Source organism: Novosphingobium acidiphilum DSM 19966 (assembly GCF_000429005.1).
Taxonomy (GTDB): domain Bacteria; phylum Pseudomonadota; class Alphaproteobacteria; order Sphingomonadales; family Sphingomonadaceae; genus Novosphingobium; species Novosphingobium acidiphilum.
Window position 1 is genome coordinate 133,348 of record NZ_AUBA01000006.1, and the last position, 26,547, is coordinate 159,894.

Sequence of the window (26,547 nt, forward strand, 5' to 3'; positions counted from 1 at the left end):
GGAACAGACGATGGCTCTTTTCGATCCCCCCGCACGCCACCGCGACACGATCGGCCTTGACGGGGAAGGCAGCGTCCAGGTCAAGCTTGATCCTGCCGACATGATCGGCACCGCCAAAGTCTTTGCCGTCTATGGCAAAGGCGGCATCGGCAAGTCGACCACCAGTTCCAACCTGTCGGCGGCGTTTTCGCTGCTGGGTAAGCGGGTGCTGCAGATCGGCTGCGACCCCAAGCATGACAGCACCTTTACGCTTACCAAGAAACTGATGCCGACAGTGATCGACGTGCTGGAAACGGTCGAATTCCATGCCGAGGAATTGCGCCCCGAAGATTACATGTTCGAAGGATTCAACGGGGTGATGTGTGTCGAGGCGGGCGGGCCGCCGGCCGGCACCGGCTGTGGCGGCTATGTCGTGGGGCAGACGGTGAAACTGCTCAAGCAGCATCATCTGCTCGATGAAACCGATGTCGTGATCTTCGATGTGCTGGGCGATGTCGTGTGCGGCGGATTTGCCGCGCCGCTGCAACATGCCGAAAGCGCGCTGGTGGTGGCGTCGAACGATTTCGACAGCATCTTTGCGATGAACCGGATCATGGCGGCGATCCAGGCCAAATCGAAGAACTATGCGGTGCGCATGGCGGGCATGATTGCCAACCGGTCCGCCGCCACCGACGAGATCGACCGGTTCAATGCCGCGACCGGGCTCAAGCGGCTGGCGCATTTTCCCGATCTGGATGCGATCCGCCGTTCGCGGCTGAAAAAATGCACGCTGTTCGAGATGGATGCCACCCCCGAAGTCGATGCGGCGTGCCTTGAATACAAGCGTCTGGCCGCGCAGCTGTGGGCCGGCTGCGAACCGCTTGATGCCAAGTCGATGAAAGACCGGGATATCTTTGAATTCCTGGGATTCGAATGACATGACCACGGCGACTTACGACCGGTTCCGCACGAACCTTGAAACCTACTTTGACCGCACCGCGGCCAAGGCCTGGGAACAGTTGACCTCTGACGCGCCGGTCAGCGGCATTCGTGCCACCGTTCGCGCCGGGCGCACCGACATGCGCAACACGCTGCTGGGCTGGTTGCCCGCCGACATGCGCGGGGTTCGCCTGCTTGATGCCGGGTGCGGCACCGGGGCGCTGGCGGTGGAGGCGGCACAACGCGGCGCCGATGTCGTGGCAATCGATGTGGCGGGCAGTCTGGTGGCGATCGCGCAGGACCGGGCGCCTGCCGGGTTGAAGATCGACTGGCGCGTGGGCGATATGCTGGATCCGACGCTTGGCCGGTTCGATCATGTCGTCGCGATGGATTCGCTGATCCATTATCAGCCTGCCGACATCGTCGGGGCGGTCGCGCGCCTGGCGCAGAACACGCGCGGATCGATCGCCCTGACGTTTGCCCCGCGCACCGCGCTGCTGATGGCGATGCTTGGGCTGGGGCGGCTGTTTCCGCGCGCGGACAAATCGCCGGCGATCCTGCCGGTGCGCAATGACCATCTGCGCGCGCTGATCCACAATGCCATGCCCGGCGCGCGCATCGGCCGCAACGCACGTATTTCAGCCAGCTTTTACACCAGCCACGCGTTGGAGGTGATCATCGCATGAGCTATCTGATTGCCCTGAAGGCGTCGCTTGCGTCCGAACCCGGCGCGGCCGGCCGGCTGCAAAGCCTCAGGACCGGGGCCTTCTGGAACCGGTTGGGCACAAAGTTTCTGCCCTTTGCCGATGCCGCAACCGAAGATCTGCCGCTGGGCCGCATCTTGCGGCTGTCGCTGTTTCAGGTCTCGGTGGGCATGGCTGCGGTGTTGCTGACCGGGACGCTTAACCGGGTGATGATTGTCGAACTGGGCATGTCGGCCAGCCTGGTGGCGGTGATGGTATCGCTGCCGCTGCTGTTTGCGCCGCTGCGCACGCTGATCGGGTTCAAGTCGGACCACCATGCCTCGTTGCTGGGGTGGAAACGTGTCCCGTATATCTGGTTCGGCACGCTGATGCAGTTTGGCGGGCTGGCCATCCTGCCGTTTGCCCTGCTGGTGATGACCGGCGGGGGTACAGGGCCGGCGGTGTTCGGCCAATTGGGTGCGGTCATGGCGTTTTTGCTGGTGGGGGCAGGGATGCACACCACGCAGACCGCCGGGCTCGCGCTGGCCACCGATCTGGCACCCGACCACGCACGGCCCCGCGTGGTTGCACTGCTGTATGTCATGCTGCTGATCGGCACGATGATCAGTGCACTGGTGATCGGACGCCTGCTGGCCGATTTCAGCCCGACCAAGCTGGTGCAGATCGTACAAGGCGCGGCCGCGCTGACCATGATCCTGAACCTTGTCGCGCTGTGGAAGCAGGAACCGCGCAACCGGTCTGTCAACCGGACCCGCGAAGTGCAGCCTTCGTTCGGCGAAGTCTGGGCAATCTTTATCGCGCGACCCAGGACCATGCGCCTGCTCGTGGCCGTGGGCCTGGGGGCGGCGGCATTTTCGATGCAGGATGTGCTGCTCGAACCCTATGGCGGGCAGATCCTGGGCCTGTCGGTCGGGGTCACCACGTCGCTGACGGCATTGTGGGCGCTGGGCATGTTGTCGGGTTTTGCCTATGCGGCGCGGCGACTGGGCGATGGCGGCGATCCGCATCGGCTGGCCGGGTTTGGCGGCGTGGGCGGGATCGGCGCATTCCTGCTGGTGCTGTTTGCAGGGCCGCTCCATTCGGTGCCCCTGCTCGAAATCGGCGCGACCTTCATCGGGCTGGGCGGGGGGCTGTTTTCGGTCGGCACGCTGATCGCGGCGATGGAAATTTCGGATACCGAGGCGCTCGACGGGCGTACCGGGCTGGCGCTGGGTGCCTGGGGCGCGGTGCAGGCGACCAGTGCTGGTCTTGCCATCGCGATCGGCGCCTTTGCGCGCGATCTGGTCGGGCACGCTGCGGCCACCGGCCGTCTGGGTGCCACGCTTGCCGGGCCCGCCACCGGATACGTGTTCGTCTATTCCATCGAAATTGTCCTGTTGTTTGCCACGATTGTTGCACTTGGGCCGCTCGTTCGCAGCAAGGGCCGTACACCCGTGCCAGCCGGCGCGCGTTTCGGCCTGAGCGAGTTTCCGATTTGAAAGGGGAATTGTCATGCATCCCAATCTGACTGCGGGGATCGACGTTGCGCTGCTTGTGTTTTACGCGTTCGTCCTGTTCTTCATCGCCCTGGTGTTTTACCTGCGCCGCGAAGACCGCCGCGAAGGCTATCCACTCGAAGACGAGGTGACCGGCCGGGTCGACACGTTTGGCGGCGCACTGCACACCGCCGCGGCCAAGACCTTTATCCTGCCGTTTGGCCATGGCACGGTAAAGGCCCCGGCCTGGAGCCGCGAGCCGGTGGATATAGCCGCGCGCCGCACCGACCGTTTTGCCGGTGCGCCGTATGAACCGACCGGCAATCCGCTGGTCGACGGGATTGGTCCGGCAGCCTGGGTCAATCGCGCCAAACGGCCCGATCTCGACATGGAAGGCCATCCGCGCATCGTGCCGCTGACCACTGCCGACGGGTTCGGCATCGCGCGCGAAGACTCTGATCTGTCGGGCTGGCCGGTGGTCGGGGCCGATGGCGCGGTTGCCGGTCATGTCAGCGATCTGTGGATCGACAAGGCCGACCGTCTGGTCCGCTATATCCAGCTGAGCGCAGAAGGCGGCCCGCTGCTGGCCCCGATCATGATGGCCAAAGTTGACCGGCGCCGCCGCCGGGTGGTGATCGATGCGTTGAACGCCGCGCAGTTTGCCGGGGTCCCCCGGCTCGAATCGCCGAGCCAGATCACGCTGTACGAAGAAGAACGCGTTCAGGCCTATTTCGGGGGTGGCTATCTCTACGCCAGTGCCGACCGTCAGGAGCCGATCCTGTGACCGAGTATGAAAACGAGCCGATCCGCGGTCTGCCAGGGCTGTTGCCGCCAGGCGAACAGATCATCTGGCAGGGTGCACCCGATTGGCGCATGCTGGCGCGCACCGCCTTTTCCACCCGGCTGGTCGCAGGCTATTTCCTGGCGCTGACCGGATGGGCGCTGGTCACCGCATGGACTTCGCACAGCGGGTATCTGGGTGTGGACATGACGTTCGGGCTGGGCATGATCGCGGTGGTTCTGCTGCATGTTCTGGCCTGGCTGTCTGCGCGTACCACGGTCTATACCCTGACCAATCGCCGGGTGGTGCTGCGGTTTGGCATTGCGGTGCCCAAATGCGTCAATCTGCCCCTGGCCAAGATCGGTGCGGTCGATCTGGCGCAGCATGCCGCTGGCACCGGCGATGTGCCGATGACCATTGCGGGCCCGGCAAAACTGGGCATAGTCACATTGTGGCCGCATGCCCGGCCGTGGAAGGTCGTCACGCCCCAACCGATGCTGCGCGCCATTCCCGATGCACAAGGCGTGGCGGCGCTGGTGGCGCGCGCGTGTCTGGCCGCCAATCCCGACGGCCGTCTGGGCGTGATCGAAACGTCCGCACCGCGCGGCCGCGCATTCACCGAGGTTGCCGAAGCATGACCGCACACAGCCATAGCCACGCCGACATGCTGCCCAAAGGCACGCTGATCACCGCAGGCGCGCTCGTCCTGTTCGCCCTGACCGCCACCGCAACGGTGCGGTTGGCGCATATCCCCGCAGCCGCATCGCCCGTGGCGATGCGCGATGCCGGGCACATGGTGCCGGTGGAACAGCGCAATCTGCGCTTTACCGATCGCGCCGACGGGGCGGTGGTGATCGAGGATGTCGACCAGCGTGCCACCGCGGCGGTGATCGAGCCGGGGCAGAAGACCGGGTTCATTCGCGGGGTGATGCGTGGCCTGGCGCGCGAACGGCGTTCACGCGGCATTGGCAATGGACCCGCGTTCAACCTGTCGCTGTGGCGCGATGGTGAATTGTCACTGACCGACAGCGCCACGGGCCGGTCGATCGAACTGACCGCGTTTGGATCGACCAACCGCGCGTCATTCCTGGCACTCCTGCCCAAGGCGCCGGTATCATGAGCGCGCTGCGCCGCACCCGGTTCAACACGGCCTGCACGATCGAGGTCGAACACAGCGACAGGCAGCTGTGCGCGCATGTCGAACTGGCCGGCGGAGTGGCGATCGGCCCGGGCGACCGGGTACAGGTTCACGGCGCACCGATCAGCCTGGGCTTTGGCGAACGGCGCGTCGAACAGCGCATGGCCACGGTGGAACGCGCCAGTACGCTGGGTCGGCTATGGACCAAATTTGCCGGCCATTTCGAAATGGCCGAGTTGTGGGAAGTAAGTTTTAGCGACGGGAAGCTGTCATGAACACGATGACCAGGATCAAGCCTGCGGCAAGCAGCGAACTGATGGAAGCGGCCTGCAAGGAAACGATCCTGTCGCCGCGTTTTTACACCACGGATTTTGCTGCGATGGACCGTATCGACGTTTCGCCGGTGCGCAAGGAATGGGATGTGCTGATTGCCGAAATGGTCGGCGATCCCAACAAGCTGCATTTCAGGCGCACGCAGGGCTTTGACGGTGTGATCGAAAGCCTGCCCGAGCCTTTGCGGTCGGAATTTGTCGATTTTCTGGTCAGTTCGCTCACCTCGGAATTTTCCGGCTGCATCCTCTATGCCGAAATCGCCAAGCGCGTGAACAACCCCGATATCAAGCAACTGTTCCGCCTGCTCAGCCGCGATGAAAGCCGCCATGCCGGGTTTATCAACGAAACGCTGAAGGACGCCGGGATCGGCATCGATCTGGGGTTCCTGACCAAGGCCAAGAAATACACCTATTTCCGGCCGAAATTCATTTATTACGCTGTCTATCTGTCTGAAAAAATTGGCTATGCGCGCTACATCGCGATTTACCGGCATCTGGCACGCCACCCCGAACTGCGGTTTCACCCGATTTTCAACTGGTTTGAACAGTGGTGCAACGACGAGTTCCGCCATGGTGAAGCCTTTGCGATCCTGTTGCGCACCGATCCCCGGCTGCTGACCGGTGTCAACAAGCTGTGGATCCGGTTTTTCCTCGTGTCGGTCTATGCCACGATGTACGTGCGCGATCACAATCGCCCAGCGTTTCATCAGGCGCTGGGGATCGATCCGACCGAATACGACCACAAGGTCTTCAACATCTGTTCGGAAATCAGCCGCCAGGTGTTTCCGGTCGTGCTCGACAGCGATGGGCCGCGGTTTCGCGCCGGGCTGGAACGGATGCGGATCCTGGCCGGCCGGATCGACGCGGCAAAACAGCAGGGCGGCGTGATCGGCAGGGTCAAGCGTGCCGGATTGACCCTTGCGGCCGGACTTGCCTTTGCCGGGCTCTATTTCACCCCGGTCAAACGCAATGTCGCGCCTGCCACCGTACGGCTGGTGCCGGCCTGGTGATCCTGCCCCCGCTCATCTTCGCGTTCCTCATGTGGTTCATCGGCACCGCGGCGATCGTCTGGCTCGACAGCCGGCCGCGCGCGACATACGCCACCAGCCTGACCATGGTCGGATTGCTGGCGATGGCGGCGACGGGGCTGGTGTGGGCCAGGGCCGGCGATGCCAGCCTGGGCGGGGCCTATACGGCATTTGCCGCGGCGATCGTGATCTGGGGCTGGCACGAGATGAGCTTTCTGATGGGCATTGTCGCAGGGCCAAACCGCGGCGACTGCCCCGAAGGTGCTACGGGCTGGACGCGGTTCAGCGCGGCCACTGCAACCGTGATCCATCATGAGCTGGCAATCGCGGCCACTGCCATCGTGCTGTTTGCGGTGACCTGGGGCAGCCCCAACCAGACCGCACCGCTGACATTTTTGCTGTTGTTCGTGCTGCGGCTGTCGGCCAAGTTCAACTTGTACCTGGGCGTGCCGAACCTGAGCGACGAGGTGTTTCCCGCACACCTGGCCTATCTCAAAAGCTATTTTCGCAAGCGCCGCTGCAATGCGCTGTTTCCTTTTTCGATCGTGTTCAGCAGCGGTCTGACCGCCTGGGCCTGGGTCGCGGGGCAGGCGGCGCCTGCGGGCAGCGGTGCCTGGGCCTGCGGTGTGCTGCTGGCCGGGCTGGCGGCCTTAGGCGTGATCGAGCACTTTTTTCTGGTGTTGCCGCTGCGCGATGCCAAACTGTTTCAATGGGCGTCTTCATCTTCAACCAGAACGGCAAAAGCCGCCGTCCTCTTCGAACAAGCGGGGAAGATTAAATGAATTACGAGGCATTTTTCGAAGCAGAGCTGGCGCAACTCAAGGGCGATGGTCGCTATCGCATCTTTGCCGAGCTTGAGCGCAAGGCCGGTGCCTTTCCCGCCGCGCAGCAATTTGTCGAAGACGGCACCCGGCCCGTTACAGTGTGGTGTTCGAACGATTACCTCGGCATGGGCCAGCATCCCAAAGTGCTGAGTGCGATGCACGAAACGCTCGATCGCTGCGGCGCGGGCGCGGGCGGCACGCGCAACATTTCGGGCACGACGCACAGCCACGTGCTGCTTGAGGCGGAACTGGCCGATCTGCACGGCAAAGAGGCGGCGCTGCTGTTCACTTCGGGCTATGTCTCGAACTGGGCGGCACTGGGCACGCTGGGCGCACGTCTGCCGGGTTGTGTCATCCTGTCCGATGCGCTGAACCATGCGTCGATGATCGAGGGTATCCGCCACAGCCGCGCCGAAGTGCAGAAATTCGCGCACAATTCGCCCGAAGATCTCGATCGGCGCCTGTCGCAAATCGATCCGTCGCGGCCGAAGCTGGTGGCGTTCGAAAGCGTCTATTCGATGGATGGCGACATTGCCCCGATCGCCGAAATTCTTGACGTGTGCGAAGCGCATGGCGCGATGTCGTATCTTGATGAAGTGCACGGCGTCGGTCTTTACGGACCGCGCGGCGGCGGCGTTGCCGAACGCGAAGGCCTGATGGACCGGCTGACCGTGATCGAGGGCACGCTGGGCAAGGCGTTCGGGGTGATGGGCGGCTATATCGCCGCTTCGGCCGCGCTGTGCGATTTCGTGCGCAGCTTTGCCAGCGGGTTCATCTTTACGACCGCTTTGCCGCCGGCGCTGGCCGCGGGTGCCACCGCCAGCATCCGCCACCTGAAGGAAAGCAATGCCGAGCGCGAACTGCACCGCGATCGCGTGGCCAAAGTGCGCCGCCGGCTGGATGCCATGGGCATCCCCACGCTCGACAATCCCAGCCACATCATCCCGATCATGGTGGGTGACGCGCACAAGTGCAAACGCATCAGCGACTGGCTGCTCGAACACCACGGCATCTATGTCCAGCCGATCAATTATCCCACTGTGCCGGTCGGCACCGAACGTCTGCGTCTGACGCCTTCGCCGGTGCACACCGATGGCGATATCGACAAACTGGTCCGCTCGCTCAGCGAAATCTGGTCGATGTGCGAACTGGCGCGGCAGGCCAAGGCGGCCTGACGGGCTGGAACATCGCCGCGCGATGTGCCAGGCAGCCGCAATGATGCCGACACCTGCACAGATTGCGTTGCGCCTGGTATATCGGGGTGATCCTCCGGTGCATTGGACCGGTTCTGCCGCCGGTTTCGGAGTGCAGGACAAGGACAATCGCCTGGTTGCCCCCACGCGCCTGGACGACGGTGGCTTTGGCTTTGAATTTCCGATGACGGTGCGGACCGGCACCGATGGTCTGCCCGATTTTGCAGGTCCCTTCGCGCATGGGCCGCGCGGGGCGCGGTTTGTCTATCTCAGCTGGCGCAATGCCAATGGCGCCTATGCGCAGCGTTTCAAGCTGCCGCTGGGTTCGATCACTGCGGCATTGGTCGAACAGGCTTTGGCGGGGGGGCGCCCGATCGCCGCCACATTGGTGATTGACCGGCAGCGTGCGACCACGACGGGTGCAAATGTAGGCGGAACCCGGCCGGTCGACTGGGTCTGACGCGCTATTTCAGCGCTGCACAGCGGTCCACGCTTTGCCCGCTGGCGCGCCTGGCCCGGGCGCAGGCATTGTGTCGTGCCAGCAAGGCGCGGATACTGCCGCGCGCCTCGATCACGTCGTAGAATTTCCATGCGCCGCCCACTTTGCGCATGATCACCTGCCAGCTTCGAGGCTCGCCCGTCCTGCGGACGGTGGCGATATAGCGGCCCGCAGCGTCGGACCTGCCGCTGACCTGATACGTTCCCCCGGCGTCCTGACATTGGCAGACCGGGTCGTAGTCAAGGACATCGAGACCATCAAACAGCCGCTGGTTGTCGTGATCCAGCCTCAGGAAAGTCGCGTCAAAATCGCCTTGCTGCGAAACGCCGGCGGCTTCGGCAAAGTGCTTGTGCAGGACACCATCGGCAGACAGCGGAGCGGCATGGATCATGGCGTGCAACGGTTGCGGAACAGCCAGGGCAGTCATGGCAATCATCATTGCCCGGACGGCGATGCGGCTCGAACCTTCGATCATCCATGTCACTCCACCGGAATGTCGGCCCTATTTCAGCACGTGATGCTTCATCCGGTAAAGCCCGAGCGTAACCAGCACCAGCACGACAGGCACCGCGATGGCCATGGCGACATCGTGCGAAACGATCGTCACCACGCCCAGCACATGACCGACCAGTGCGACCAGGTAATAGCTGATTGCCACCACCGACAGTCCTTCGACCGTCTGTTGCAGGCGTAGCTGCAGATCGGTGCGGCGGTCCATCGATGACAGCAGGTCGCGGTTTTGCCGTGCCAGCGCAATATCGATCCTGGTGCGCAACAGATCGCTGGTCCACGCCGCGCGCCGCGACAGATCGTCAAGCCGCGCGGAAAAGCTGTCGCACGTGCGCACCGCCGGCACCAGCCGCCGCTCGGTAAAATCATCCAATGACTGGTACCCGCGCACCACCCCGATGGTCAGGCTGCCCAGCCGGTCTTCGCTGATCTGTGCATAGGCGCGCGTCGCGCTCATGCGATAGCGGGTTTCGGCCACCAGCCGGGCGAGTTCTGCGGACAGAAAGCTCAGTTCATCGAGCAGAAAATCATCCTGAGACGATCGTTCCGACACCGCATGGGTCAATTCGGCCAGGCGCGCTTCAAGCTGGCTGACCATCGGGGTCAATCGCTGCGCCAGCGGCAGGCCGAGCAGCGCCATGTTGCGATAATTGCCCAATTCCTGCAGACGCAGCACAAGTTGCCCGGCCTCGTCATGCTGCAACCCGCGGTCATGGATCAGAATGCGGCCATAGCCGTCCGTATTCAGCCGGAAATCGGATGCGATCCGCGCCAGGCCCCCCGCCACATCGCACACGACCGTCGCCTCGGCGGCAAACCAGCGTGGCAGGTCAAGCACCGCCGGTTCCCATTCAGGCCCGGCCACCAGCGCGATCTGGGTCGAGCGAATGATTTCACCCGGCATTGCGGCGTAAAGCCGGTCGCGCACCGGATCGAAATCGGCCGGGTCGAAGGGGTCGGCCGTCATGCCGGGGCGCAACAGGGTATAGGTCGCAAATTCGGTATGCCGTTCCCAGACCAGCGTGATCCCGTCGATCAGCAGCACCGCATATTTGGCCGACAGCGGCACGATCACCGTGGCCAGCCGCTTCAGCGCCTCGATATGCGCGCGCGGGGCATCGGTGTTGGTTTCGCCCAGCACGGTGACAACCTGCATCAGGCGACACGGCGCCGTCATGCGCGGCAACCGGCGGACATGCATTTCCGCCGACAGCGCGCCGCGTAGCGGATGATCCTGGATCGTCATGCGCGGATCGCTGGCAGGTGGCGGTGGCCCGCGTCGCCGATCACGGCGGCGCGGGCACCGGTCATGGCTTTGCCGCGGTGGCAGGCATGGCGTTCAGCGCCACGGGGACAGGGCCGGGCGCAGCCGCAGGCGCCGCAGCGCCCTTGGTATAAGCCGCAACCGAGCCCCACAGCGCAGGGGCCTGCGCCATCAGGCTGACACCCCCCAGCGGCAGGTTCTGACCCTGGTGGCAGGTCATGCAATTGACCTTGTAGGGATCGCCATGTGGCCCCTTGCGGTCATGGTTATCGGGGAACACCGATTGCAGCGAACCGATGTAGGCGTTGTTGACATCGCGCACCATGCGGATGCCATACCACGCGGTCACGCGTTGCGGACGGCTGAGGTTCCACGCGGCAAAGGCCCGGGTGTTATGACAGAATGTGCAATTGACCCCCAGCGACTTGCTCATGTGCATCATCAGGCCATAGCTTTCCTCGGCCGTCTGCACCGAGGCGCCCTTGCCATCGTATTTCGGCAGGGCCTGGGTGGTGTTGACGCGGATGGTCTTTGCATCGAGCAGGTAATCGGCAAATCCGGTCGTTGGCAGATCCGAATAGGCCGCATCCGCGCTCAGTTCGTTCTGGTTGTGGCGGTCGCCGCGGATCGATCCGGGGTGCGGTGCGCCAGCCGGCAATGCCCACTTGTACTGCGGCACGCCGTTGCCACGATGGCAGGTATAACAGGTGACACCGACTTTCTGGACGTGGGGCGACCAGGTTGAATTGATCTGCTGCGTCATCTGGATCATGCGCCGCGCGACGACTTTGGTGTATTTTTCGTCCGACGCCATGTTTTCAGGGTTGTGGCAATAGGCGCAACCTTGTTCGGGCGGGGCCACCCACTGGCTGATTTCGGCCATCAGGTGGTTGAACCGTTCGGTGCTGACCCCGCTCAGAACTTTGACATTCTGATAGGCTTCGCCGGCTTTCTGCCCGCCGTCGGGTGGCAGGGGATAGGGCTCGGGCGGGATTGCTGCGGTTTTGACCGCGTGCTTGACGTCGACGATCTGGTCGGCGCCGGTGCCGCGATAGCCGGTCTGGGTGGACTGCTTGGGGCCGATCTCGCACCCGGCGAGCAACGCCAGCCCCAGACCCCCGACCGCGACGAGCGCGGTTCTTTGTGTGAAACGCTTCATTTCGGTGCTCCCGGCAGGGTGGCGGGATCGATGACACCGGTGCTCGGATAACCCGGCGCATAGTGGTGCGTAACCGCCCAGAGATACCAGTTGTCGACGACCGTACCGGTCAACAGGATGCCGATTCCGCCGGTCAGCGGGGTCAGCACGGCAAACCACCAGGCCCAGCGATGGATCGATTCCATCGTGGCGTTGAAGCCCATGGTCCAGCGCCAGAACAGCGCTGCGCGTTCGGACGCGGTGCCGCGATCGGTAATCTGCTCGATTTCGCGTTCACCACCGTAACGGCCCACCGCCAGGATTGTCGCGCCGTGCATCGCAAACAGCAGGGTCGACCCATAGAGGAACGCGATCGAAAGGCAGTGGAACGGATTGTAGAACAGATTGCCGTAGCGGATCGAAAACGCCGCGGTCCAGTCAAGGTGGGGAAAGATGCCGAACGGCACTGCTTCGGCCCAGCTGCCCATCAGCATCGGGCGGATGAAGCCCAGCGTGATGATCAGGAAGATGCCGGCCGCAAAGGCCCAGGCAACATGCGTGCCCATGCCCAGCGACCGCGCCCGGCGATATGTGCGCAGGAACCACAGAATCAGCGACGTGGTCATGCAGAACCCGGCAAACATCCACCAGCCACCTTTGGCAAGCGGAACGAACAGCGAAAAGCCGTATTCGGGTCCTGGTGGCTCAAGCGCGAGCCATGGCAACTGTCGGACAAACTGGACCGGGTTCCAGTTCACGCTGGCAAACATGTTCAGCCCGATGATCTCGAAGGCGAGAAAGGCAAACATGAGCGAGGCCATGCCCAAGGTGCCGAGATAGACCGGCCCGATCTGCGCATTGCCGAATTTGCCCAGCCAGTAGTTGTAGAACCCTGTGCCGGTGCGGGTGAAGGTGGCGTCGCGCAAGGGGGGGCCGGCTTCGAGCGGCCCGCGCAATTGCACCTGGGTGAACATGTTTTGATAACGTGCCATCGGACGAGCCCCTCCTTAGGACCAGATCGGCAGATTGAGCCACCACGACCACCATTCCGGCCAGCCGCGTGTCCACAGCGGGCCCGAGATGATGATGCAGATCGCGCTCCAGAATCCCGCCGACAGGGCGCAGAACAGGCCAAGCCGGTGAATGCCCAGCGTGCCAACGGAATAGCCGATCGTGTCGCGGAAAAAGCTGTCTTCGTATTCGGGCGATTTTACCGCTTCGCCAGGCGCCGGATTGACCGACGACAGCACCAGCGCGCCATGGAAGGCAAGCGCCCCGCCGGTGACGAAGAAGAAGCTGACCGCGATCATGTGCGCCGGATTGTAGTGGAAATGCAGGTACTGGTACCCGGTGTTCGACACCCAATCGAGATGGCTGAAGATGCCATAGGGAAACCCGAAGCCCCAGGCGCCAAGCAGGAATGGCCGGATCACTTCCAGCGAGATATAGGCAAAGATTGCAAAGCCATAGGCAAAGGGCACATGGTAACCGATGCCCAGTTTGCGGCAGATCTCGACCTCGCGCAGGGCCCAGGACACGAAGGCAACGATCGCGCAGATCGTGATGACCTGCCAGAAGCCGCCTTCACGCAGCGGGGCCAGCGCCAGGCCATAGCTGATGTCGGGCGGGGCGATGCTGATGAGCCAGATGTTCCACGTCGGCCCAAGCGAGGCGGCGTAGACAATGAGCAGGGTACCCAACAGGGCGGAAATCGCCGTCGTGACGCCGAAAAAACCGACATAGAAGGGGCCAACCCAGAAGTCGAACAGGTCGCCGCCGATCAGCGTGCCCCCCCGCACCCGATATTTTCGCTCAAAGCTCAGCAGCGCCATCGTTTCTCTCCACTTCCCGGCATGCACCGGGGATTATGTCCCGGCCGAAGCCGGGAAGTCTTGTTTTCGGACGTTATCGAGCGACGAGCCCGGCCGTGGCGTCCGGACCCGTCCGCCCGAAATCGCGCGTATGCGCGACACGCCTTTGTGCGTCAGGTGCCTGCCGGTGAAGCAGGTGCCATCGCGACCGCCTTCTTGTGCGGACCGTCGAGCCAGTTGTACCGATCGGTGCTGAGCAGGATGAAGTGAATCAGCAATGCCAGCACGAACAGGAAAACAAACAGGGCGACCAGCGTGCGACGCGGGTCGAATATCAACCAAACTCTCCACATGATGTGGCTCCTTCTCGATTACTGCCTGGATATCCGGGACATCAGCCCGGCGTAGCGCAGGTCAAAGCCAGGGGCGCCAGTTCCACACGAGGAAGTGTGCAACAGCCGCAACCGCCGTGAAGATCAGGAAACTGACCACGAACAGCTTGTGAAATTCCTTGGCTTCTTCAGGAGTCAGGTAGGTTCCCGGCCCCATCCTTTCGTTTGGATCACTCATCTTTGCGTCTCCATTGTTCCCGACGATGGCGGAAGCGTGAAACGCTCACCCCGGCGGCATCCACGCGGGCAGGCTGCCCGCAAGGATCGGTGCACCCGCGTGCCGGCAAAACCGGTGCGGGAAAGGCGGGCCGCGCTCATGCGTCGCGGCTTTCATGAATGGCGAGCGCCAGGCGCTCGGAACTGACCACGTCTTCGCCTGCGCGGCGCGCGGCGCGTTCGGCGGCATCGCGGATGCGTTTGGCCATCGAGATGCGCACCAGCACCGGCGCGCGTTCGACCACCGCATCCAGATCGGATTTGGCCGCGGCATCCCATGACAGTTCGCGCAGGTTTCGCGCAGGCGTGGCTTCGACCTTGTCGAGCTGGCCCGCCAGCGGCAGGATGTGGAACAGCGCATCGAACAGCGCGTTGCACACCTCCTGCACAAGATACGTCGCGCCCGAATAGCCCATGAACGGCGTGCCGGTGTGGCGGCGGATCACAGCACCGGGGAAACTGGCGGGGATATAGACCCCGCGTCCGCCGGCCTCGGCCATGTACATGCGTTCGTTGAAGCTGCCGAACAGAACCAGCGGCGGACTGGTTGCGATCAGGTCCTTGACCGCCTGGTTGTCCGACTTTGTCCCCGCGCAACGTGCCACCGCGAAATTGCAGGGCAGGCCCATGTCGTCTTCAAGGAATTTGCGGATGCCGCGCGCATAGGTTTCGGTCGCAACAATGCCGAAGCTGGCGGTGCCGAAGAAATCCTGCGTGACCGAACGCCACAGATCCCACAGCGGTTTGATCGTGGTGTGCTTTTCGCGTTCGATGAACGGCTCGGGGTCCAGCCCGGTCAATTCGCCCAGCGTGCGCAGGAAACGCGTGGTCGATTCCAGCCCGATCGGTGCCTGCAGATATGGCCGTTCCAATGTTTCGCACAGGCCCCGACCGAATTCGCGATACAGGCAAACATTGACCTGCGCATCGGCGAGCCGCCGCACCTGGGCGAGGTGGCTGCCCAGTGGAAAGGCCATGTTGACCTCGGCGCCGATCCCTTCGATCAGGCGGCGGATTTCCGCCAGGTCGCTTGGCATGTTGAACGTGCCGTACATGGGCCCGATAATGTTGACCTTCGGCTTTTCGCCCGGCTTTGGCGCGCGCGCTGGCGGCGCCTTTTTGGGCCCGAACTGGGTCCACAGCCAGGTCAGCGCGCGATCGGCGGCCTGCCACTGGTCTTCGTCGATGGTCCGCGGCAGGAACCGTTGAATATTGGTGCCTTCCGGTGTCACCCCGCCGCCGATCATCTCGGCGATCGATCCGGTCACGACCACGGCGGGCAGATCGGGATCAAGCGTCTTCCATGCGCGCTTCATGGCGCCTTCGGTGCCGTCGCGGCCCAGTTCCTGTTCGCCCAGCCCGGTGACGACAATCGGCAATTCGTGCGGGGGCAGCCCGTCGGTGTAATGCAGCACCGAGGTCACCGGCAGGTTTTCGCACCCCACCGGCCCGTCGATGATCACCTGCAGGCCCTTGATCGCGGTGAACGCATAGACCGCACCCCAATATCCGCCGGCCCGGTCATGATCGAGGATCAGCGCCATGTCAGACCCCCACGCTTTCTTCGGCTTTGGCCGCAGCGATGCGCTTGGCGGCATATTTGGCCTTGAACTGCGGTTGATCGACGGGTGTCGTCTCCCACACGCCCGCCGTATGGCCGGTGCCGACCCCGTCGAAAAACGCGGTCATCCGGTCAAACCGGTGCCGGTTGGCAAGTGCGGCGTTGACCACCATGGCCAGGCTGCCGGCGCCCGCCGGGCCCATCAGCGGGCGCGCGGAAATCAGGTTGGTGAAATAGAGCGAAGGGATCGACTTCTGTTTGGCATATTGCACCACCGGGGTGGTGCCGATTGCCAGGTCGGGGCCGAATTCGTCGACCGCGGCAATGTCCTGTTCAAGACTGGCGCGGTATTGCACGCGGCAGCCATGCGCCTCCAGCCATTCGCGATCGGGATCGGACCAGATCGTGCGCGGGCAGGCGGTGCCCACGTATGGCACCTGTGCCCCGCTTTCGATCAACAGCCGTGCCACCAGCAGCTCGGACCCTTCATAGCCCGATACGGTAATCCGGCCCTTGATCGGCCGCGCCGCCAGCGCGCCGGCAATTGCCGGCAAAAAGGTGTTTTTCGCCGTGTCGATACGGCTTTGTGCCACGCCGCAGGCATGGCCGATCGCGTCGAGCCAGGCGGCGGTGCCATCGCGGCCGACCGGGGCCGATCCGACAACGGTGCGCCCGGCCGCCTGGAATTCGCGCACGCTGGCGGTATAGAACGGATGGATCGCGCCGACCACCGCGCAATCGAGCGCGGCATACAGTTCGCGCCATTCGCGCGTTGGCACTACCGGTCCGGCGGCAAGCCCGAGCGGCGCCAGCAGCACGCCGATGCCCGGGGGATCGGCGGGAAACATTTCACCCAGCAGCGTAACCGTGGGCCGGTCGGGCCGTTCGCGCGGCGCCGCCACCGGGCCGAGTTCTGCCTCCTTGCGGGCATAGGACAGCATGGCGCCGGCCAGCACATCCTTGGCCTCGGCATGGGTGGGCACGCCAAAGCCGGGCACATCGATCCCGATCACGCGTACGCCGTTGATCTGGTCGGGCAGCAATTGCAGCGGGACCCCCGATGCAGTGGGCACGCACAGATTGGTAACGATGATCGTGTCGTACAGCGCCGGATCGGCCAGGCCCTCGACCGCTTCCTTGATATCTTCGAACAATTTGCCGGTGACGAGCGTTTCGGAACTGAACGGCACATAGCCGACGCTGCGTTTCGCACCGTAGAAGTGCGATGTGAACGTCAGGCCGTACACGCAGCACGCCGAACCCGACAGCACGCTGGCAGTGCGGCGCATGCGCAATCCGACCCGCAACGATCCGAACGCCGGGCACATCGATTGCGGCTGATCATGCGGCCCCTTGGGATAGTCGGCGGCATAGCGCGCCAGAACTTCGGACTTGCCGGCCTGTTCGGCTGCGGCGCGCATCGTGTCCTTCGACCCGCAGCCGCCTTCGGGCGCCAGGTCGATGCGGTCGCGCGTCCGGGAAGGGGTGATCACATCCACCGGGTCAAACCTCGTCGTACACGACTTCGAGGCTGGGCTTCGTTTCGAACACCCCGCCACGCATGTCGGCCTGGGTCGCGGGCGTCAGCGAGAAATCCGCACCGGTCACATCCGCGCTGAACAGGCCGAGCAGTCCATCCTGGTCGAGTGGCTTCGGGCGCAGCGGCGGCGCGCTGGCGACATTTTCGGCCAGCTGTTCGAACAGCGATGCCCATTGTCCGCCGGGCTTGCCGATGATCTGGTAATTGGCGCTTTTCTTGCGGATGTCTTCGTTGGCGGGGATCGCGGTCAACACCGGAATGCCCACGGCCTGCGCAAAGGCATTGGCTTCGCCGGTGCCGTCGTCCTTGTTCAGGATCATGCCCGCCACGCCGACATTGCCGCCCATCTTGCGGAAATATTCGACCGCCTTGCACACGTTGTTGGCGACATACAGCGATTGCAGGTCATTGGAGGCGACCACGATCACCTTCTGGCACATGTCGCGCGCGATCGGCAGACCGAACCCGCCGCAGACCACGTCGCCCAGGAAATCGAGCAAAACGTAGTCGAAGCCCCATTCGTGAAAGCCTAGCTTTTCCAGCGTTTCAAAGCCGTGGATGATTCCACGCCCGCCGCAACCGCGCCCGACTTCGGGCCCGCCCAGTTCCATCGCGAACACGCCGTCGCGCTGGAAACAGACATCCTCGATACCGATGTCTTCGCCGGCCAGTTTCTTGGCCGAAGAGGTTTCGATGATGGTGGGGGTGGATTTGCCGCCGAACAGCAGGCTGGTGGTATCCGATTTGGGATCGCACCCGATCAGCAGCACGCGCTTGCCCTGCTGCGCCATCATGTAGCTGAGATTGGCAAGCGCAAACGATTTGCCGCTGCCGCCTTTGCCATAGATGGCAATGATCTGGGTCTGGCTGGTGACCGGACCGGTATGCACAGGATCGGGCTCTTCGTGGGCTTCGTCGCGCAATTGATCGGTCAGCGATTGTCCGGGATCGAGCATGCTCATCGTTCACTCCAATCAAGGACCATTTTCAGACAATCGGGATCGTCAAACGCCTGCGGATAGGCCTCGGCGGCTTGCGCGGCGGGGCGCACGTGGCTGATCAGCCCGTCAAGGCGCAACGCGCCCTGCGCGATCAGCGCGGTGGTCGCGGTGATATCAGCCGGGGTGAATTCGGCCGAAATGCGCAGCCGCGCTTCACGCATGAACGCCGCGGGAAACGCGAACGACAGCCGGTCGTAGAACCCGGCCAGCACGATTTCGCCGCCTTTGCCCAGGCGCGGGATCAGCATATCGAGCACATCGCCCGCGCCGCTTGCGTCGCAGATCGTGCGATAATCGCGCCGATCATCGCTGGCGGGGTCGATCACGGTATAGCCTGCGCCATCGCGCCGCGCCGGGTTGGTTTCCCACACCATGGGGGCAGGGGCACCGGTGGCGATCACCAGCCGCGCGATCAGGCGGCCCAGAATGCCATGGCCCACAATCAGTTCGGGCGCCGCGCCGCCGGCCACTGCGTGGCGCGCGGTCGCAGCAAGGGCAAGCAGGATGCCATCGCGACCCAGTGCCTCGTCGATCGGCATCGCCCTTGCGGCGGGCAGGACAACGGTCCGCGCGCTGCCGCCAAACAGGCCGCGTGCATCGCGATAGCAATTGGCGCCGGGCACAAACACCCATTGGCCCAGCCGGTCGCGCACTTCGGCACCGGCATCGACGATGCGGCCAACCGATTCGTAGCCTGGCACCAGCGGGTAACCCATGCCGGGGAAACTGGGCATCCGCCCGGTCCACAGCAGCTTTTCGGTGCCCGACGAAATCCCGCTCCAGTCGATGTCGATCCGCACGTCGCCGGGGCCCATCGGGTTCAGCACGAGCTGACGCAGGGCAAGCCGTTCCGGCGCTTCCATGATGACCGCCATCGCGTTCACATGCACATCCCCCGAGTCAGGAAGTTCCGACCGAACCCCGTTCATCACTGTCACTTTATCTGGACATCAACCAATGTCAAGAATGTTGGACCGTGCGGTCAACGCGTGGCGACAATGGCGCGTGCGGTCAGCGGGACAGAGGTGTTCAACAGGCGCGATCGTGCAAATCCGGCATCGCGCAGCATGGCCCGGATCTGGTCCGGACTGCGCGGCCTGCCCGATCCCATCGCCAGCAAATAGAAGCCGAAATACGCATCGCCGGCGGGTTGTGCGCCGGGCGTTTGCGCCATCGGCTCGGCAATGAACAGCGTGCCGCCCGGGGGCAGTGCCGCGTGGATCGCGCGCAGCAGGACCATCGCCGCGCCATCGTCATGATCGTGCAGAACGCGGATCAGGGTGATCACGTCAAACCCCCGGGGCAGCGCATCGACCAGAAAATTGCCCCCGTGCAGCGTCACCCGTCCGGACATCCCGGCCTGGTCGAGTCGCACGTGCGCCCGTGCGCAGACCGCCGGCAGGTCGAACAACCCCAAATCGAGCGCGGGCACCCGCGCGCCGACCGTGGCCACAAACGCGCCTTCGCCGCCGCCGACATCAAGCAGCCTGCGATGGCGATGAAACTTATAAGAATCAATTGCCTGTGCCGCAACGAGGGGCTGCGAAGCGGCCATCAGTGCCGAATAGGCGGTAACGGCCGCCGGGTCGCCGCTGCCCGGCGACTCGGCATAACGCCACAGATCGGACAGCGCCCCACCGCCGCCGCCGCGCCGCAACAGCGCCACCGGATCGGCCAGATCGGTGTAGAGCAGGTGGTGGTGGGCGACCATTTCGGCAATGCCGCGATTGCCCAGCAGGGCCGCTCCATCCGCGCCCAGTGCCCAGTGTGTGCCCAGCGGCTGGATCAGTCCAAGCGCCGCGCCCGCACGCAACAGACAGCGCGCGCCGTGCGTCGGCAACATGCAGCGCGCTGCCACGGTTTCGGTGTCGAGCGGTCCGTCGGCCAGCAATTCCAGCAGTTTCACTTCGATGCACGCCGCCAGGATCTGCGAATAGGTAAACCCCGCCACCAGATCGAACAGCGCGCGTGCGCGCCGTCGTGCCACCGGCCGGGTCAGCGCAAAGCGCGAAGCAAAGCGCTGAAACGCGGGGCTGGACAGCACGCCGTTGCGCCAGGCGATCCAGCGGCCCCGCCAGCCGTGGTCAGAAAATTTGTACGATTGCATGTGTCAATTCTATTGGACACATGATAGCCTTCCGTCAACGACAAGGATGCCGGTGCCAATGAATGAACGCGTGGTCGTGATCGGGGCGGGGATAGGCGGGCTGGTCAGCGCCGCCCTGCTGGCCGCGCGCGGCTGCGATGTCACCGTGGTCGAGGCGGCAAACGGCCCGGGCGGCAAATTGCGCAGTGTCATGGTGGATGGCGAAGCGATCGACGGCGGACCCACGGTCTTTACAATGCGCGACGTGTTTGCCGCGATTTTCGAGGCCTGCGGTGCGTCGCTTGACGATCACCTGACCTTGCGTCCGGCAACCATCCTGGCCCGCCATGCCTGGGGCGAGGACCGGCTTGACCTGTTTGCCGATCCGTCTGCCAGCGAAGTGGCGATCGGCGATTTTGCCGGCGCCGATGCCGTGCGCGGATATCGCGCGTTCCGGGCAGAGGCAAAACGCATTTTCGATGCGCTTGATCGTCCGTTTCTGCAACGCAGCCAGACCAATCCGATCACGCTTGGCTGGCGCATGGGGCTGCAAGGCTTTCCCGATTATTGCACGTTGCGGCCCTATACCTCGCTGTGGCGCGCGCTCGGCGGCTATTTTGCCGATCCGCGCCTGCGCCAGCTGTTCGGGCGCTATGCCACGTATTGCGGGTCGTCCCCGTTCAAGGCCCCGGCCACGCTGATGCTGATCGCGCATGTCGAAGCCAGCGGGGTGTGGCTGGTCGACGGCGGCATGCACCGGCTGGCGCTGGCGCTGGAGTCGCTGGGGCGCAGTTGCGGCGTATCATTCCGGTATGGCGCGCGCGTGTCCGAAATTGTGGTGGACCACGGACGCGCGCGCGGCGTGACCTTGCAGACCGGCGAACGGATCATGGCCGCCTCGGTGGTGTGCAACGCCGATCCCGGGGCGATCGGCGCGGGCCTGTTCGGCCAGGCCGCGGCGCATGCAACCGCGCGCGTCGATCCGTCACGCCGATCGCTGGGCGCGCTGGTGTGGACCGCGCGGGCGCGCACCGGCGGATTTCCGCTGGTGCGGCACAATGTATTCTTTTCCGACGATTATCCGGCGGAATTTGCAGCGCTTGGCGCCAATCGGCTGGCCGGGGCGCCCAGCGTCTATGTCTGCGCACAGGATCGCGAGGTGGCCGTGCCCGAGCCATTGTCGGGGCGCGAAGGCTACGAACGGCTTCAGATCATAGTCAATGCGCCGCCCACGGGCGACGGTACCGGATTGACCCCGGCGGAGATGGCGACATGCACACGGCAAATGCTGGACAGGGTTTCGCACGGGGGGCTTTCCCTCGAACTGGCGCCAACGACAGTGCTGACGACACCGGCCGGTTTCGACAGCCTGTGTCCGTCGACGGGTGGAGCCCTTTATGGACCGGCCTCGCACGGGTGGGCGGCCTCCTTCCGCCGGCAGGGCAGCCGGACGAGGATCCCTGGGCTTTACTGCGCGGGCGGCAGCACACACCCTGGCGCGGGGGTCCCGATGGCCGCGCTGTCCGGACGCCTGGCCGCCGAATGCCTGCTGTCGGACCGTGTTTCGATGTCGCAGTCCCGTCGCAGGGCTATGCCTGGTGGTATATCGACGCGACCAGTGCAGACGGTGCTTACGGGCTGACCATCATCGCCTTTGTCGGCAGCGTGTTTTCGCCCTATTACAAGTTTAGCGGGCGGCGCCATCCCGACAACCATTGTGCCATCAATGTCTCGCTCAATGGCCCGCGCGGGTCCGCCTGGGCCATGACCGAACGCCCGTCCACCCGTGTCGATCGCTCGGCCAGCCATTTCAGCGTCGGGCCCAGCGCGATGCGCTGGGATGGCGAAGCGCTGGTGATCGACATCGCCGAAATTTCGGCACCGCTGCCCTACAAAGTGCGCGGGCGGGTGCGGGTGATCCCCGAAATGATCGGCAGCACCGCCTTTGCACTGGACCCCGCAGCGCGCCATCGCTGGCATCCGGTCGCGCCGCGCGCGCATGTCGAGGTGGAAATGACCCATCCCGGCATCGGCTGGTCGGGGCCAGGCTATTTCGATTCGAATTTCGGTGATGAACCGCTCGAAGACGGGTTCAACGACTGGCACTGGTCGCGGGCCCACCTGCGCGACGATGTCGCGGTGCTGTACGAGGGAAAGCGGCGCGATGGCACGCCGTTCGATCTGGCGCTGCGGATGGACCGGCTGGGCAATTGGCACGATGTGATCCAGCCCGCGCCTGCCGCGCTGCCGCGCACCGGCTGGCTGGTCAAACGTGCCACGCGCGCAGATGCCGGATCGACCCCGCGGGTGATCAAGACCTGGATCGACGCGCCATTCTATGCCCGGTCAAAGCTGGCGACGCGGCTTTATGGCGAAAATGTCCATGCCGTGCACGAAAGCCTGTCGCTCGGCCGTTTCCGGTCACCGGTCGTGCAGTCGATGCTCCCCTACCGGATGCCGCGCATCGTCTGGTAGCGGGGCTTTTTTCGCCTTGTCCTTGGCGATTTCGCGATTGACCGACACCAGTTGCCAGATGCCGAACGACATCGCCGGCACGACACAGACCGCCATGTCGAACACGCTGAACATTGACCCGTTCATCCGCATATCTCCTGTACAAATTCCTCGATCATGTCCGCGATGGATTGCGGATCTTCTTCATGCGCAAGATGCCCCAGATCGGGCAGGGGCACCAGCTGAGCCCTGGGGATCAGGGCCGCGGCCTCGCGCGCATTGGCCAGCGCAATCGCGGCATCGGCCTCGCCATGGATCAGCAGCATCGGCGCCGATACTTTGGGCAGGTCGCGGTGCAGCGCGGCCAGGTTCCAGTCGGCCATCATCGTGATCGCGCCGGCGCAATGCCCCGAAGTGGCAAACAGCGCTTCGTAACAGGCGATCCCGCTGGCATCGATGGTTGATCCCGTGCTGCGCGCCAGAAAGCGCGCGGTTTCACCCGGTATACGCGCCATCTGCGCGAACAGATGCGGCGCCAGCGGATTGACGAACAGCATGCGCGCCAATTGCGGAAACAATGCGCCGGCCAGGCCCGGTATCGGCAATAGCGCCGCGCCAATCCCGACCAGCGCGCGCGGCTGGGCAATGCCGTCGAGCCCCATGCGCAAGGCGATGGCGGTGCCCGCGGAATGCCCCACCACGATCTGCGGGCGCACCTCCATGGCGGCCATCAGTTCGCCCAGCGCATGCGCCATGGCGGCCATCGACAGGCCGGTCGCCGGGCGGCCCCGGGTAAAGCCATGCCCGGGCAGGTCGGGCACGATCACGCGGAACCGCATGGCCAGCAACGGGGCCAGATCGCGCCAGCTGTGCGTGGCGGCACCAGTGCCGTGCAGCAGCAGCATGACCGGCGCGGTGTCCGGCCCGAAGGTCTGCACATGCCAGCGCAGGCGTCCGGCCAGGACAAACCGGCTGTGACCGCGATGGGGCCAGTTGCGTCCTTCGATCGCCCAGCGCGGGTCGGTCATCCCCTTTGCCCGCGGCTGATCGCGGCGTGCATCGCGGTTGCGTCGGCCTGGGGCAGGGGCAGATAGCGCGCCCCCATGGCCGCCGCGAGCGCTGCCCCTTCGGGCCGGGGGCGGGCCGAGGTGTCGACAAAGGCCACGCCGATCCCGGTCATGCGGATCGCGCGTGCGGCCGACAACGCATCGGTTTCGGCCTGGCTGCGTACCGCGCGGCCATCGACGGCAATGTTGGCGCGCCCGTCGGTCAGAACGATCAGATAGGGCGTGCGCCCGCGCGTGCGCGCCGCCTCGGCCAGTTCGCGCGCGGCGTTCAGCCCGGCGGCCAGCGGCGTGCCGCCACCGCCCGGCAATTCGGCCAGCATGCGCCGGGCCCGCGTCAACGAACGGGTGGGCGGCAGCACCAATTCGGCCGTGGTGCCGCGAAACGCGACCAGTGCGACATGCGCGCGTTTGACATAGGCTTCTGCCAGCAACAGCTCGACCGCACCTTTGGCCTCGGCCAGCCGCGCAACGGCGGCCGAGCCCGAGGCGTCGACCGCAAAGATGGTCAGCACTTCGGTACGGGTTTCGAACCGGCGCACGCGCAGATCATCCCGGCGGATCGCCACGCGGTCACCGGCGCCACGCAGTGTCTGCCACGGTGCCGCCGCACGCAACGTGTCGATCAGGCTGAGCCGTCGGCCGCCCCCGGGGGTGCCGGCCAGCGTGCCCTTGGGCCGGCCGCGTTGCGCCGATTTGCGCCGTTCGCCGCGTCCGCGCTGGTTGGTGGTGCGCCCGCGCCGTGCGGCTCCGTCGGCAATGCGCGCCAGCACATCCTTGGGCAACGCGGCCAGCGCGGCTTCGAGCACGAGGTCGTCGACCGGGGCGGGTTCGCCGGCTTGGTCGTCGCCGCTGTCGGTTTCGGGCGGTGGGGGTGGCAGATCCGGCTCGGGCGCTGCTTCGGGCGGGGCGGGCGGTATGCGCGTGGCGCGCGGCGCCAGCACCATGCGCGCGGCAAAGGCCAGATCGCCCCGGGTGATCGCATCGCGCCCGTGCGCGTGCGCAAGCGCGCGTGCGGTGCGCCAGGCAAACAGGACTCCGCGCGCTGAATCCACGCCCAGCGCGGCGGCAGTCGTGGCCAGCATCGTCATGGCGTCGTCCACAGGCACTACAGCGTCGGGTTCGCAGGGCAAAGCTGCGCGCGGCGCGCGGGGGTCGGCATCGGTCAGGTCGATCCAGAAGGCCACCCGTTCGGCAAGCGCCGGGGCACAACGCTCGTCAGGCTCGATCCCGTCATCCAGCGCCACCAGCACGAATTGCGCCGGCGCGCGCAAGGTCGCGCCATCGCGTTCAACCACCAGTTCGCCGGTGTCGATCACCGCAGCGATCCGCCCGGCCATCGCGTCGGACAGGCGCTCTGCCATCGGCACCACGACCATTCCGCCATGCGCCTCGGCCAGGAGGCCGATGCGCGTAACCGGCTTGCCCAGCGCCAGGGTTGCGGTCAGATCGATCCCGCCGAGCAGGCGTTCGTCATCGATGTGCGACGGCACGCGGCGCGCAGGGGCGCCCGGGGGCAGCGCCTGGTGCAGATCGTGCAGCAGTTCGGCACGCAGATCGTTGCCGCCACGCACGATCATGCCGCCCAGCCGCGGATCGATCGCGCAAAGCCGTGCCGCGATCAGCGCATCGCCGATCGGATCGCAGCCTTGCGGATCGATCGCGTTCACACCGCCAGTTCCTCCAGCGCGCGTTCGATCCGCACGGTCGATCCGGTTTCGTCGAGCACATTGCGGCGCAGCCGGTGGCGCAACGCCATCGGCGCGACCGTGGCGAGGTGGCGTGGCGAAACCACCTGGTCACCGTCAAGCGCTGCCAGCGCGCGTGCGGTGCGCATCAGCGTCAGTTCGCCGCGCAGCCCGTCGGCACCCACGGTCATGCACAGCCGCGATGCCAGTGTCAGCACCGCATCGGGGATCACCACGTCGGGCAATGCGGCACGCGCGCGGGCCAGTTTTTTCAAGGTCTTGCGCTCTTCTCGGCGCCACAATTCGGTAAAGGCCTCGGGCGTGCGTTCAAACGCGTCGCAGCGTTTGAGAATTTCCACCCGCTGTTTGAGATCCTGCGGCGTGCGCACTTCGACCGACAGGCCGAACCGGTCGAGCAATTGCGGGCGCAATTCGCCCTCTTCGGGATTGCCGCTGCCGACCAGCACAAACCGCGCCGGGTGGCGCACGCTCAGCCCTTCGCGTTCGACCACGTTTTCGCCCGATGCGGCAACATCGAGCAGCAGGTCGACAATATGGTCTTCAAGCAGATTGACTTCGTCGATGTACAAAAACCCGCCGTTGGCGCGCGCCAGCAGACCGGGCTCGAACGCCTTGATCCCCGCACCCAGCGCGCGTTCCAGATCGAGCGCGCCGACCACGCGATCCTCGGTCGCGCCCAGCGGCAGATCGACAAACGGCACCGCCATCGTTGCGCCGGCTTTCGCTGCGGGCGCATCCGGGCCCTGATAGCCGCCTTGCGATGCGGGAATCGGCGGCAGCAGTGCGGCCAGCGCGCGCACCGCGGTTGATTTTCCGGTGCCGCGATCGCCAAATACCATGACCCCGCCAATGCGCGCGTCAACCGCCGCGATCAGCAAGGCCCGTTTCATTTCGTCCTGGCCGACGATT

The 26,547-nt window shown here is 64.8% G+C and carries 29 protein-coding genes; 13 read left to right on the forward strand and 16 right to left on the reverse strand.

What is annotated here, in order from left to right; all coding sequences use genetic code 11:
- The first annotated feature begins 10 nt into the window (after window positions 1-10).
- Genes bchL through G404_RS18410 form a run of 11 tightly spaced genes read left to right on the forward strand, consistent with a single transcriptional unit; the run spans window position 11 to window position 8,853 of the window.
- Window positions 11-916 carry a ferredoxin:protochlorophyllide reductase (ATP-dependent) iron-sulfur ATP-binding protein gene (gene bchL, locus G404_RS0107235; RefSeq protein WP_028640491.1) on the forward strand — a complete coding sequence of 302 codons (906 nt, stop codon included), beginning with the start codon at window positions 11-13 and terminating at the stop codon, window positions 914-916.
- 1 nt (window position 917) lies between these two features.
- Window positions 918-1,604 carry a magnesium protoporphyrin IX methyltransferase gene (gene bchM / locus G404_RS0107240; RefSeq protein WP_028640492.1) on the forward strand — a complete coding sequence of 229 codons (687 nt, stop codon included), beginning with the start codon at window positions 918-920 and terminating at the stop codon, window positions 1,602-1,604.
- Complete coding sequence (locus tag G404_RS0107245; protein WP_084601126.1) at window positions 1,601-3,100, forward strand: BCD family MFS transporter; 1,500 nt, start codon at window positions 1,601-1,603, stop codon at window positions 3,098-3,100. Before bchM ends, G404_RS0107245 begins: the two co-directional genes overlap by 4 nt.
- A 13-nt stretch (window positions 3,101-3,113) precedes the next feature.
- Entirely contained in the window at window positions 3,114-3,881 is a 768-nt protein-coding gene (puhA, locus tag G404_RS0107250) for a photosynthetic reaction center subunit H (protein WP_028640494.1), read from the forward strand.
- Complete coding sequence (puhB, locus tag G404_RS18405; protein WP_051280347.1) at window positions 3,878-4,516, forward strand: photosynthetic complex putative assembly protein PuhB; 639 nt, start codon at window positions 3,878-3,880, stop codon at window positions 4,514-4,516. The genes puhA and puhB overlap by 4 nt, the downstream gene beginning before the upstream one ends.
- Window positions 4,513-4,998, forward strand: a complete 486-nt coding sequence (gene puhC, locus G404_RS0107260) for a photosynthetic complex assembly protein PuhC (protein WP_028640495.1) — start codon at window positions 4,513-4,515, stop codon at window positions 4,996-4,998. Before puhB ends, puhC begins: the two co-directional genes overlap by 4 nt.
- Window positions 4,995-5,291: a hypothetical protein gene (locus tag G404_RS0107265; protein ID WP_028640496.1), complete on the forward strand. Its 297-nt coding sequence runs from the start codon at window positions 4,995-4,997 to the stop codon at window positions 5,289-5,291. Before puhC ends, G404_RS0107265 begins: the two co-directional genes overlap by 4 nt.
- Window positions 5,292-5,296: 5 nt before the next feature.
- Entirely contained in the window at window positions 5,297-6,358 is a 1,062-nt protein-coding gene (gene acsF, locus G404_RS0107270) for a magnesium-protoporphyrin IX monomethyl ester (oxidative) cyclase (RefSeq protein WP_028640497.1), read from the forward strand.
- Window positions 6,355-7,158 (forward strand): putative photosynthetic complex assembly protein PuhE, encoded by an 804-nt coding sequence (gene puhE, locus G404_RS0107275; RefSeq protein WP_028640498.1) that lies wholly within the window; start codon window positions 6,355-6,357, stop codon window positions 7,156-7,158. The genes acsF and puhE overlap by 4 nt, the downstream gene beginning before the upstream one ends.
- Window positions 7,155-8,375, forward strand: coding sequence for a 5-aminolevulinate synthase (hemA, locus tag G404_RS0107280; RefSeq protein ID WP_028640499.1), 1,221 nt, complete (start codon window positions 7,155-7,157; stop codon window positions 8,373-8,375). The genes puhE and hemA overlap by 4 nt, the downstream gene beginning before the upstream one ends.
- Window positions 8,376-8,415: 40 nt before the next feature.
- Complete coding sequence (locus G404_RS18410; RefSeq protein WP_156906226.1) at window positions 8,416-8,853, forward strand: DUF5990 family protein; 438 nt, start codon at window positions 8,416-8,418, stop codon at window positions 8,851-8,853.
- A 4-nt stretch (window positions 8,854-8,857) separates the two neighbouring features.
- Here G404_RS18410 and G404_RS0107290 read toward each other — a convergent pair whose 3' ends face one another.
- The 12 genes from G404_RS0107290 to G404_RS0107345 form a co-directional block, all read right to left on the reverse strand.
- Window positions 8,858-9,367, reverse strand: a complete 510-nt coding sequence (locus G404_RS0107290; RefSeq protein WP_028640500.1) for a YqhG/Tai3 family protein — start codon at window positions 9,365-9,367, stop codon at window positions 8,858-8,860.
- Window positions 9,368-9,394: 27 nt separating this feature from the next.
- Window positions 9,395-10,648, reverse strand: coding sequence for a DUF3422 domain-containing protein (locus G404_RS0107295; protein WP_028640501.1), 1,254 nt, complete (start codon window positions 10,646-10,648; stop codon window positions 9,395-9,397).
- Window positions 10,649-10,709: 61 nt separating this feature from the next.
- A complete protein-coding gene (gene pufC / locus G404_RS0107300; protein WP_028640502.1) occupies window positions 10,710-11,825 on the reverse strand; it encodes a photosynthetic reaction center cytochrome PufC in 1,116 nt (371 codons plus the stop codon).
- Window positions 11,822-12,796: a photosynthetic reaction center subunit M gene (gene pufM, locus G404_RS0107305; RefSeq protein ID WP_028640503.1), complete on the reverse strand. Its 975-nt coding sequence runs from the start codon at window positions 12,794-12,796 to the stop codon at window positions 11,822-11,824. Before pufM ends, pufC begins: the two co-directional genes overlap by 4 nt.
- 15 nt (window positions 12,797-12,811) lie before the next feature.
- On the reverse strand, window positions 12,812-13,636 hold the full coding sequence (pufL, locus tag G404_RS0107310) for a photosynthetic reaction center subunit L (RefSeq protein ID WP_028640504.1): 825 nt from the start codon (window positions 13,634-13,636) through the stop codon (window positions 12,812-12,814).
- A gap of 152 nt (window positions 13,637-13,788) precedes the next feature.
- A complete protein-coding gene (pufA, locus tag G404_RS0107315; RefSeq protein WP_028640505.1) occupies window positions 13,789-13,968 on the reverse strand; it encodes a light-harvesting antenna LH1, alpha subunit in 180 nt (59 codons plus the stop codon).
- Between the two features lie 61 nt (window positions 13,969-14,029).
- Window positions 14,030-14,185 carry a light-harvesting antenna LH1, beta subunit gene (pufB, locus tag G404_RS20050; RefSeq protein WP_084601128.1) on the reverse strand — a complete coding sequence of 52 codons (156 nt, stop codon included), beginning with the start codon at window positions 14,183-14,185 and terminating at the stop codon, window positions 14,030-14,032.
- 136 nt (window positions 14,186-14,321) lie between these two features.
- Window positions 14,322-15,767, reverse strand: a complete 1,446-nt coding sequence (gene bchZ / locus G404_RS0107325; protein WP_028640506.1) for a chlorophyllide a reductase subunit Z — start codon at window positions 15,765-15,767, stop codon at window positions 14,322-14,324.
- A gap of 1 nt (window position 15,768) precedes the next feature.
- The gene (bchY, locus tag G404_RS0107330; RefSeq protein WP_084601148.1) at window positions 15,769-17,205 is read right to left on the reverse strand and encodes a chlorophyllide a reductase subunit Y; all 1,437 of its coding nucleotides are present in this window, start codon (window positions 17,203-17,205) and stop codon (window positions 15,769-15,771) included.
- Window positions 17,206-17,287: 82 nt separating this feature from the next.
- Window positions 17,288-18,286 (reverse strand): chlorophyllide a reductase iron protein subunit X, encoded by a 999-nt coding sequence (locus tag G404_RS0107335; RefSeq protein WP_028640508.1) that lies wholly within the window; start codon window positions 18,284-18,286, stop codon window positions 17,288-17,290.
- On the reverse strand, window positions 18,283-19,200 hold the full coding sequence (gene bchC / locus G404_RS0107340) for a chlorophyll synthesis pathway protein BchC (protein WP_036520741.1): 918 nt from the start codon (window positions 19,198-19,200) through the stop codon (window positions 18,283-18,285). Before bchC ends, G404_RS0107335 begins: the two co-directional genes overlap by 4 nt.
- A gap of 107 nt (window positions 19,201-19,307) precedes the next feature.
- Window positions 19,308-20,432: a methyltransferase gene (locus tag G404_RS0107345; RefSeq protein ID WP_028640510.1), complete on the reverse strand. Its 1,125-nt coding sequence runs from the start codon at window positions 20,430-20,432 to the stop codon at window positions 19,308-19,310.
- 58 nt (window positions 20,433-20,490) lie between these two features.
- On the opposite strand from G404_RS0107345, the gene crtD reads away from it, so the two are divergent.
- Together crtD and G404_RS0107355 are read left to right on the forward strand one after the other, a co-directional pair.
- Window positions 20,491-22,053 carry a 1-hydroxycarotenoid 3,4-desaturase CrtD gene (gene crtD, locus G404_RS0107350; protein WP_028640511.1) on the forward strand — a complete coding sequence of 521 codons (1,563 nt, stop codon included), beginning with the start codon at window positions 20,491-20,493 and terminating at the stop codon, window positions 22,051-22,053.
- Window positions 21,954-22,886: a carotenoid 1,2-hydratase gene (locus tag G404_RS0107355; RefSeq protein ID WP_028640512.1), complete on the forward strand. Its 933-nt coding sequence runs from the start codon at window positions 21,954-21,956 to the stop codon at window positions 22,884-22,886. The genes crtD and G404_RS0107355 overlap by 100 nt, the downstream gene beginning before the upstream one ends.
- Here G404_RS0107355 and G404_RS20055 read toward each other — a convergent pair.
- From G404_RS20055 to G404_RS0107370, 4 genes are read right to left on the reverse strand one after another with little or no spacing between them, the layout of a single operon-like run.
- Window positions 22,833-23,012 carry a hypothetical protein gene (locus G404_RS20055; RefSeq protein WP_211230743.1) on the reverse strand — a complete coding sequence of 60 codons (180 nt, stop codon included), beginning with the start codon at window positions 23,010-23,012 and terminating at the stop codon, window positions 22,833-22,835. The two genes, G404_RS0107355 and G404_RS20055, sit on opposite strands and share 54 nt — an antisense overlap.
- Window positions 23,009-23,893 (reverse strand): alpha/beta fold hydrolase BchO, encoded by an 885-nt coding sequence (bchO, locus tag G404_RS0107360; RefSeq protein ID WP_028640513.1) that lies wholly within the window; start codon window positions 23,891-23,893, stop codon window positions 23,009-23,011. Before bchO ends, G404_RS20055 begins: the two co-directional genes overlap by 4 nt.
- Window positions 23,890-25,599 carry a magnesium chelatase subunit D gene (locus G404_RS0107365; protein ID WP_051280349.1) on the reverse strand — a complete coding sequence of 570 codons (1,710 nt, stop codon included), beginning with the start codon at window positions 25,597-25,599 and terminating at the stop codon, window positions 23,890-23,892. Before G404_RS0107365 ends, bchO begins: the two co-directional genes overlap by 4 nt.
- Window positions 25,596-26,528: a magnesium chelatase ATPase subunit I gene (locus G404_RS0107370; protein ID WP_425411621.1), complete on the reverse strand. Its 933-nt coding sequence runs from the start codon at window positions 26,526-26,528 to the stop codon at window positions 25,596-25,598. Before G404_RS0107370 ends, G404_RS0107365 begins: the two co-directional genes overlap by 4 nt.
- Between the last annotated feature and the right edge of the window lie 19 nt (window positions 26,529-26,547).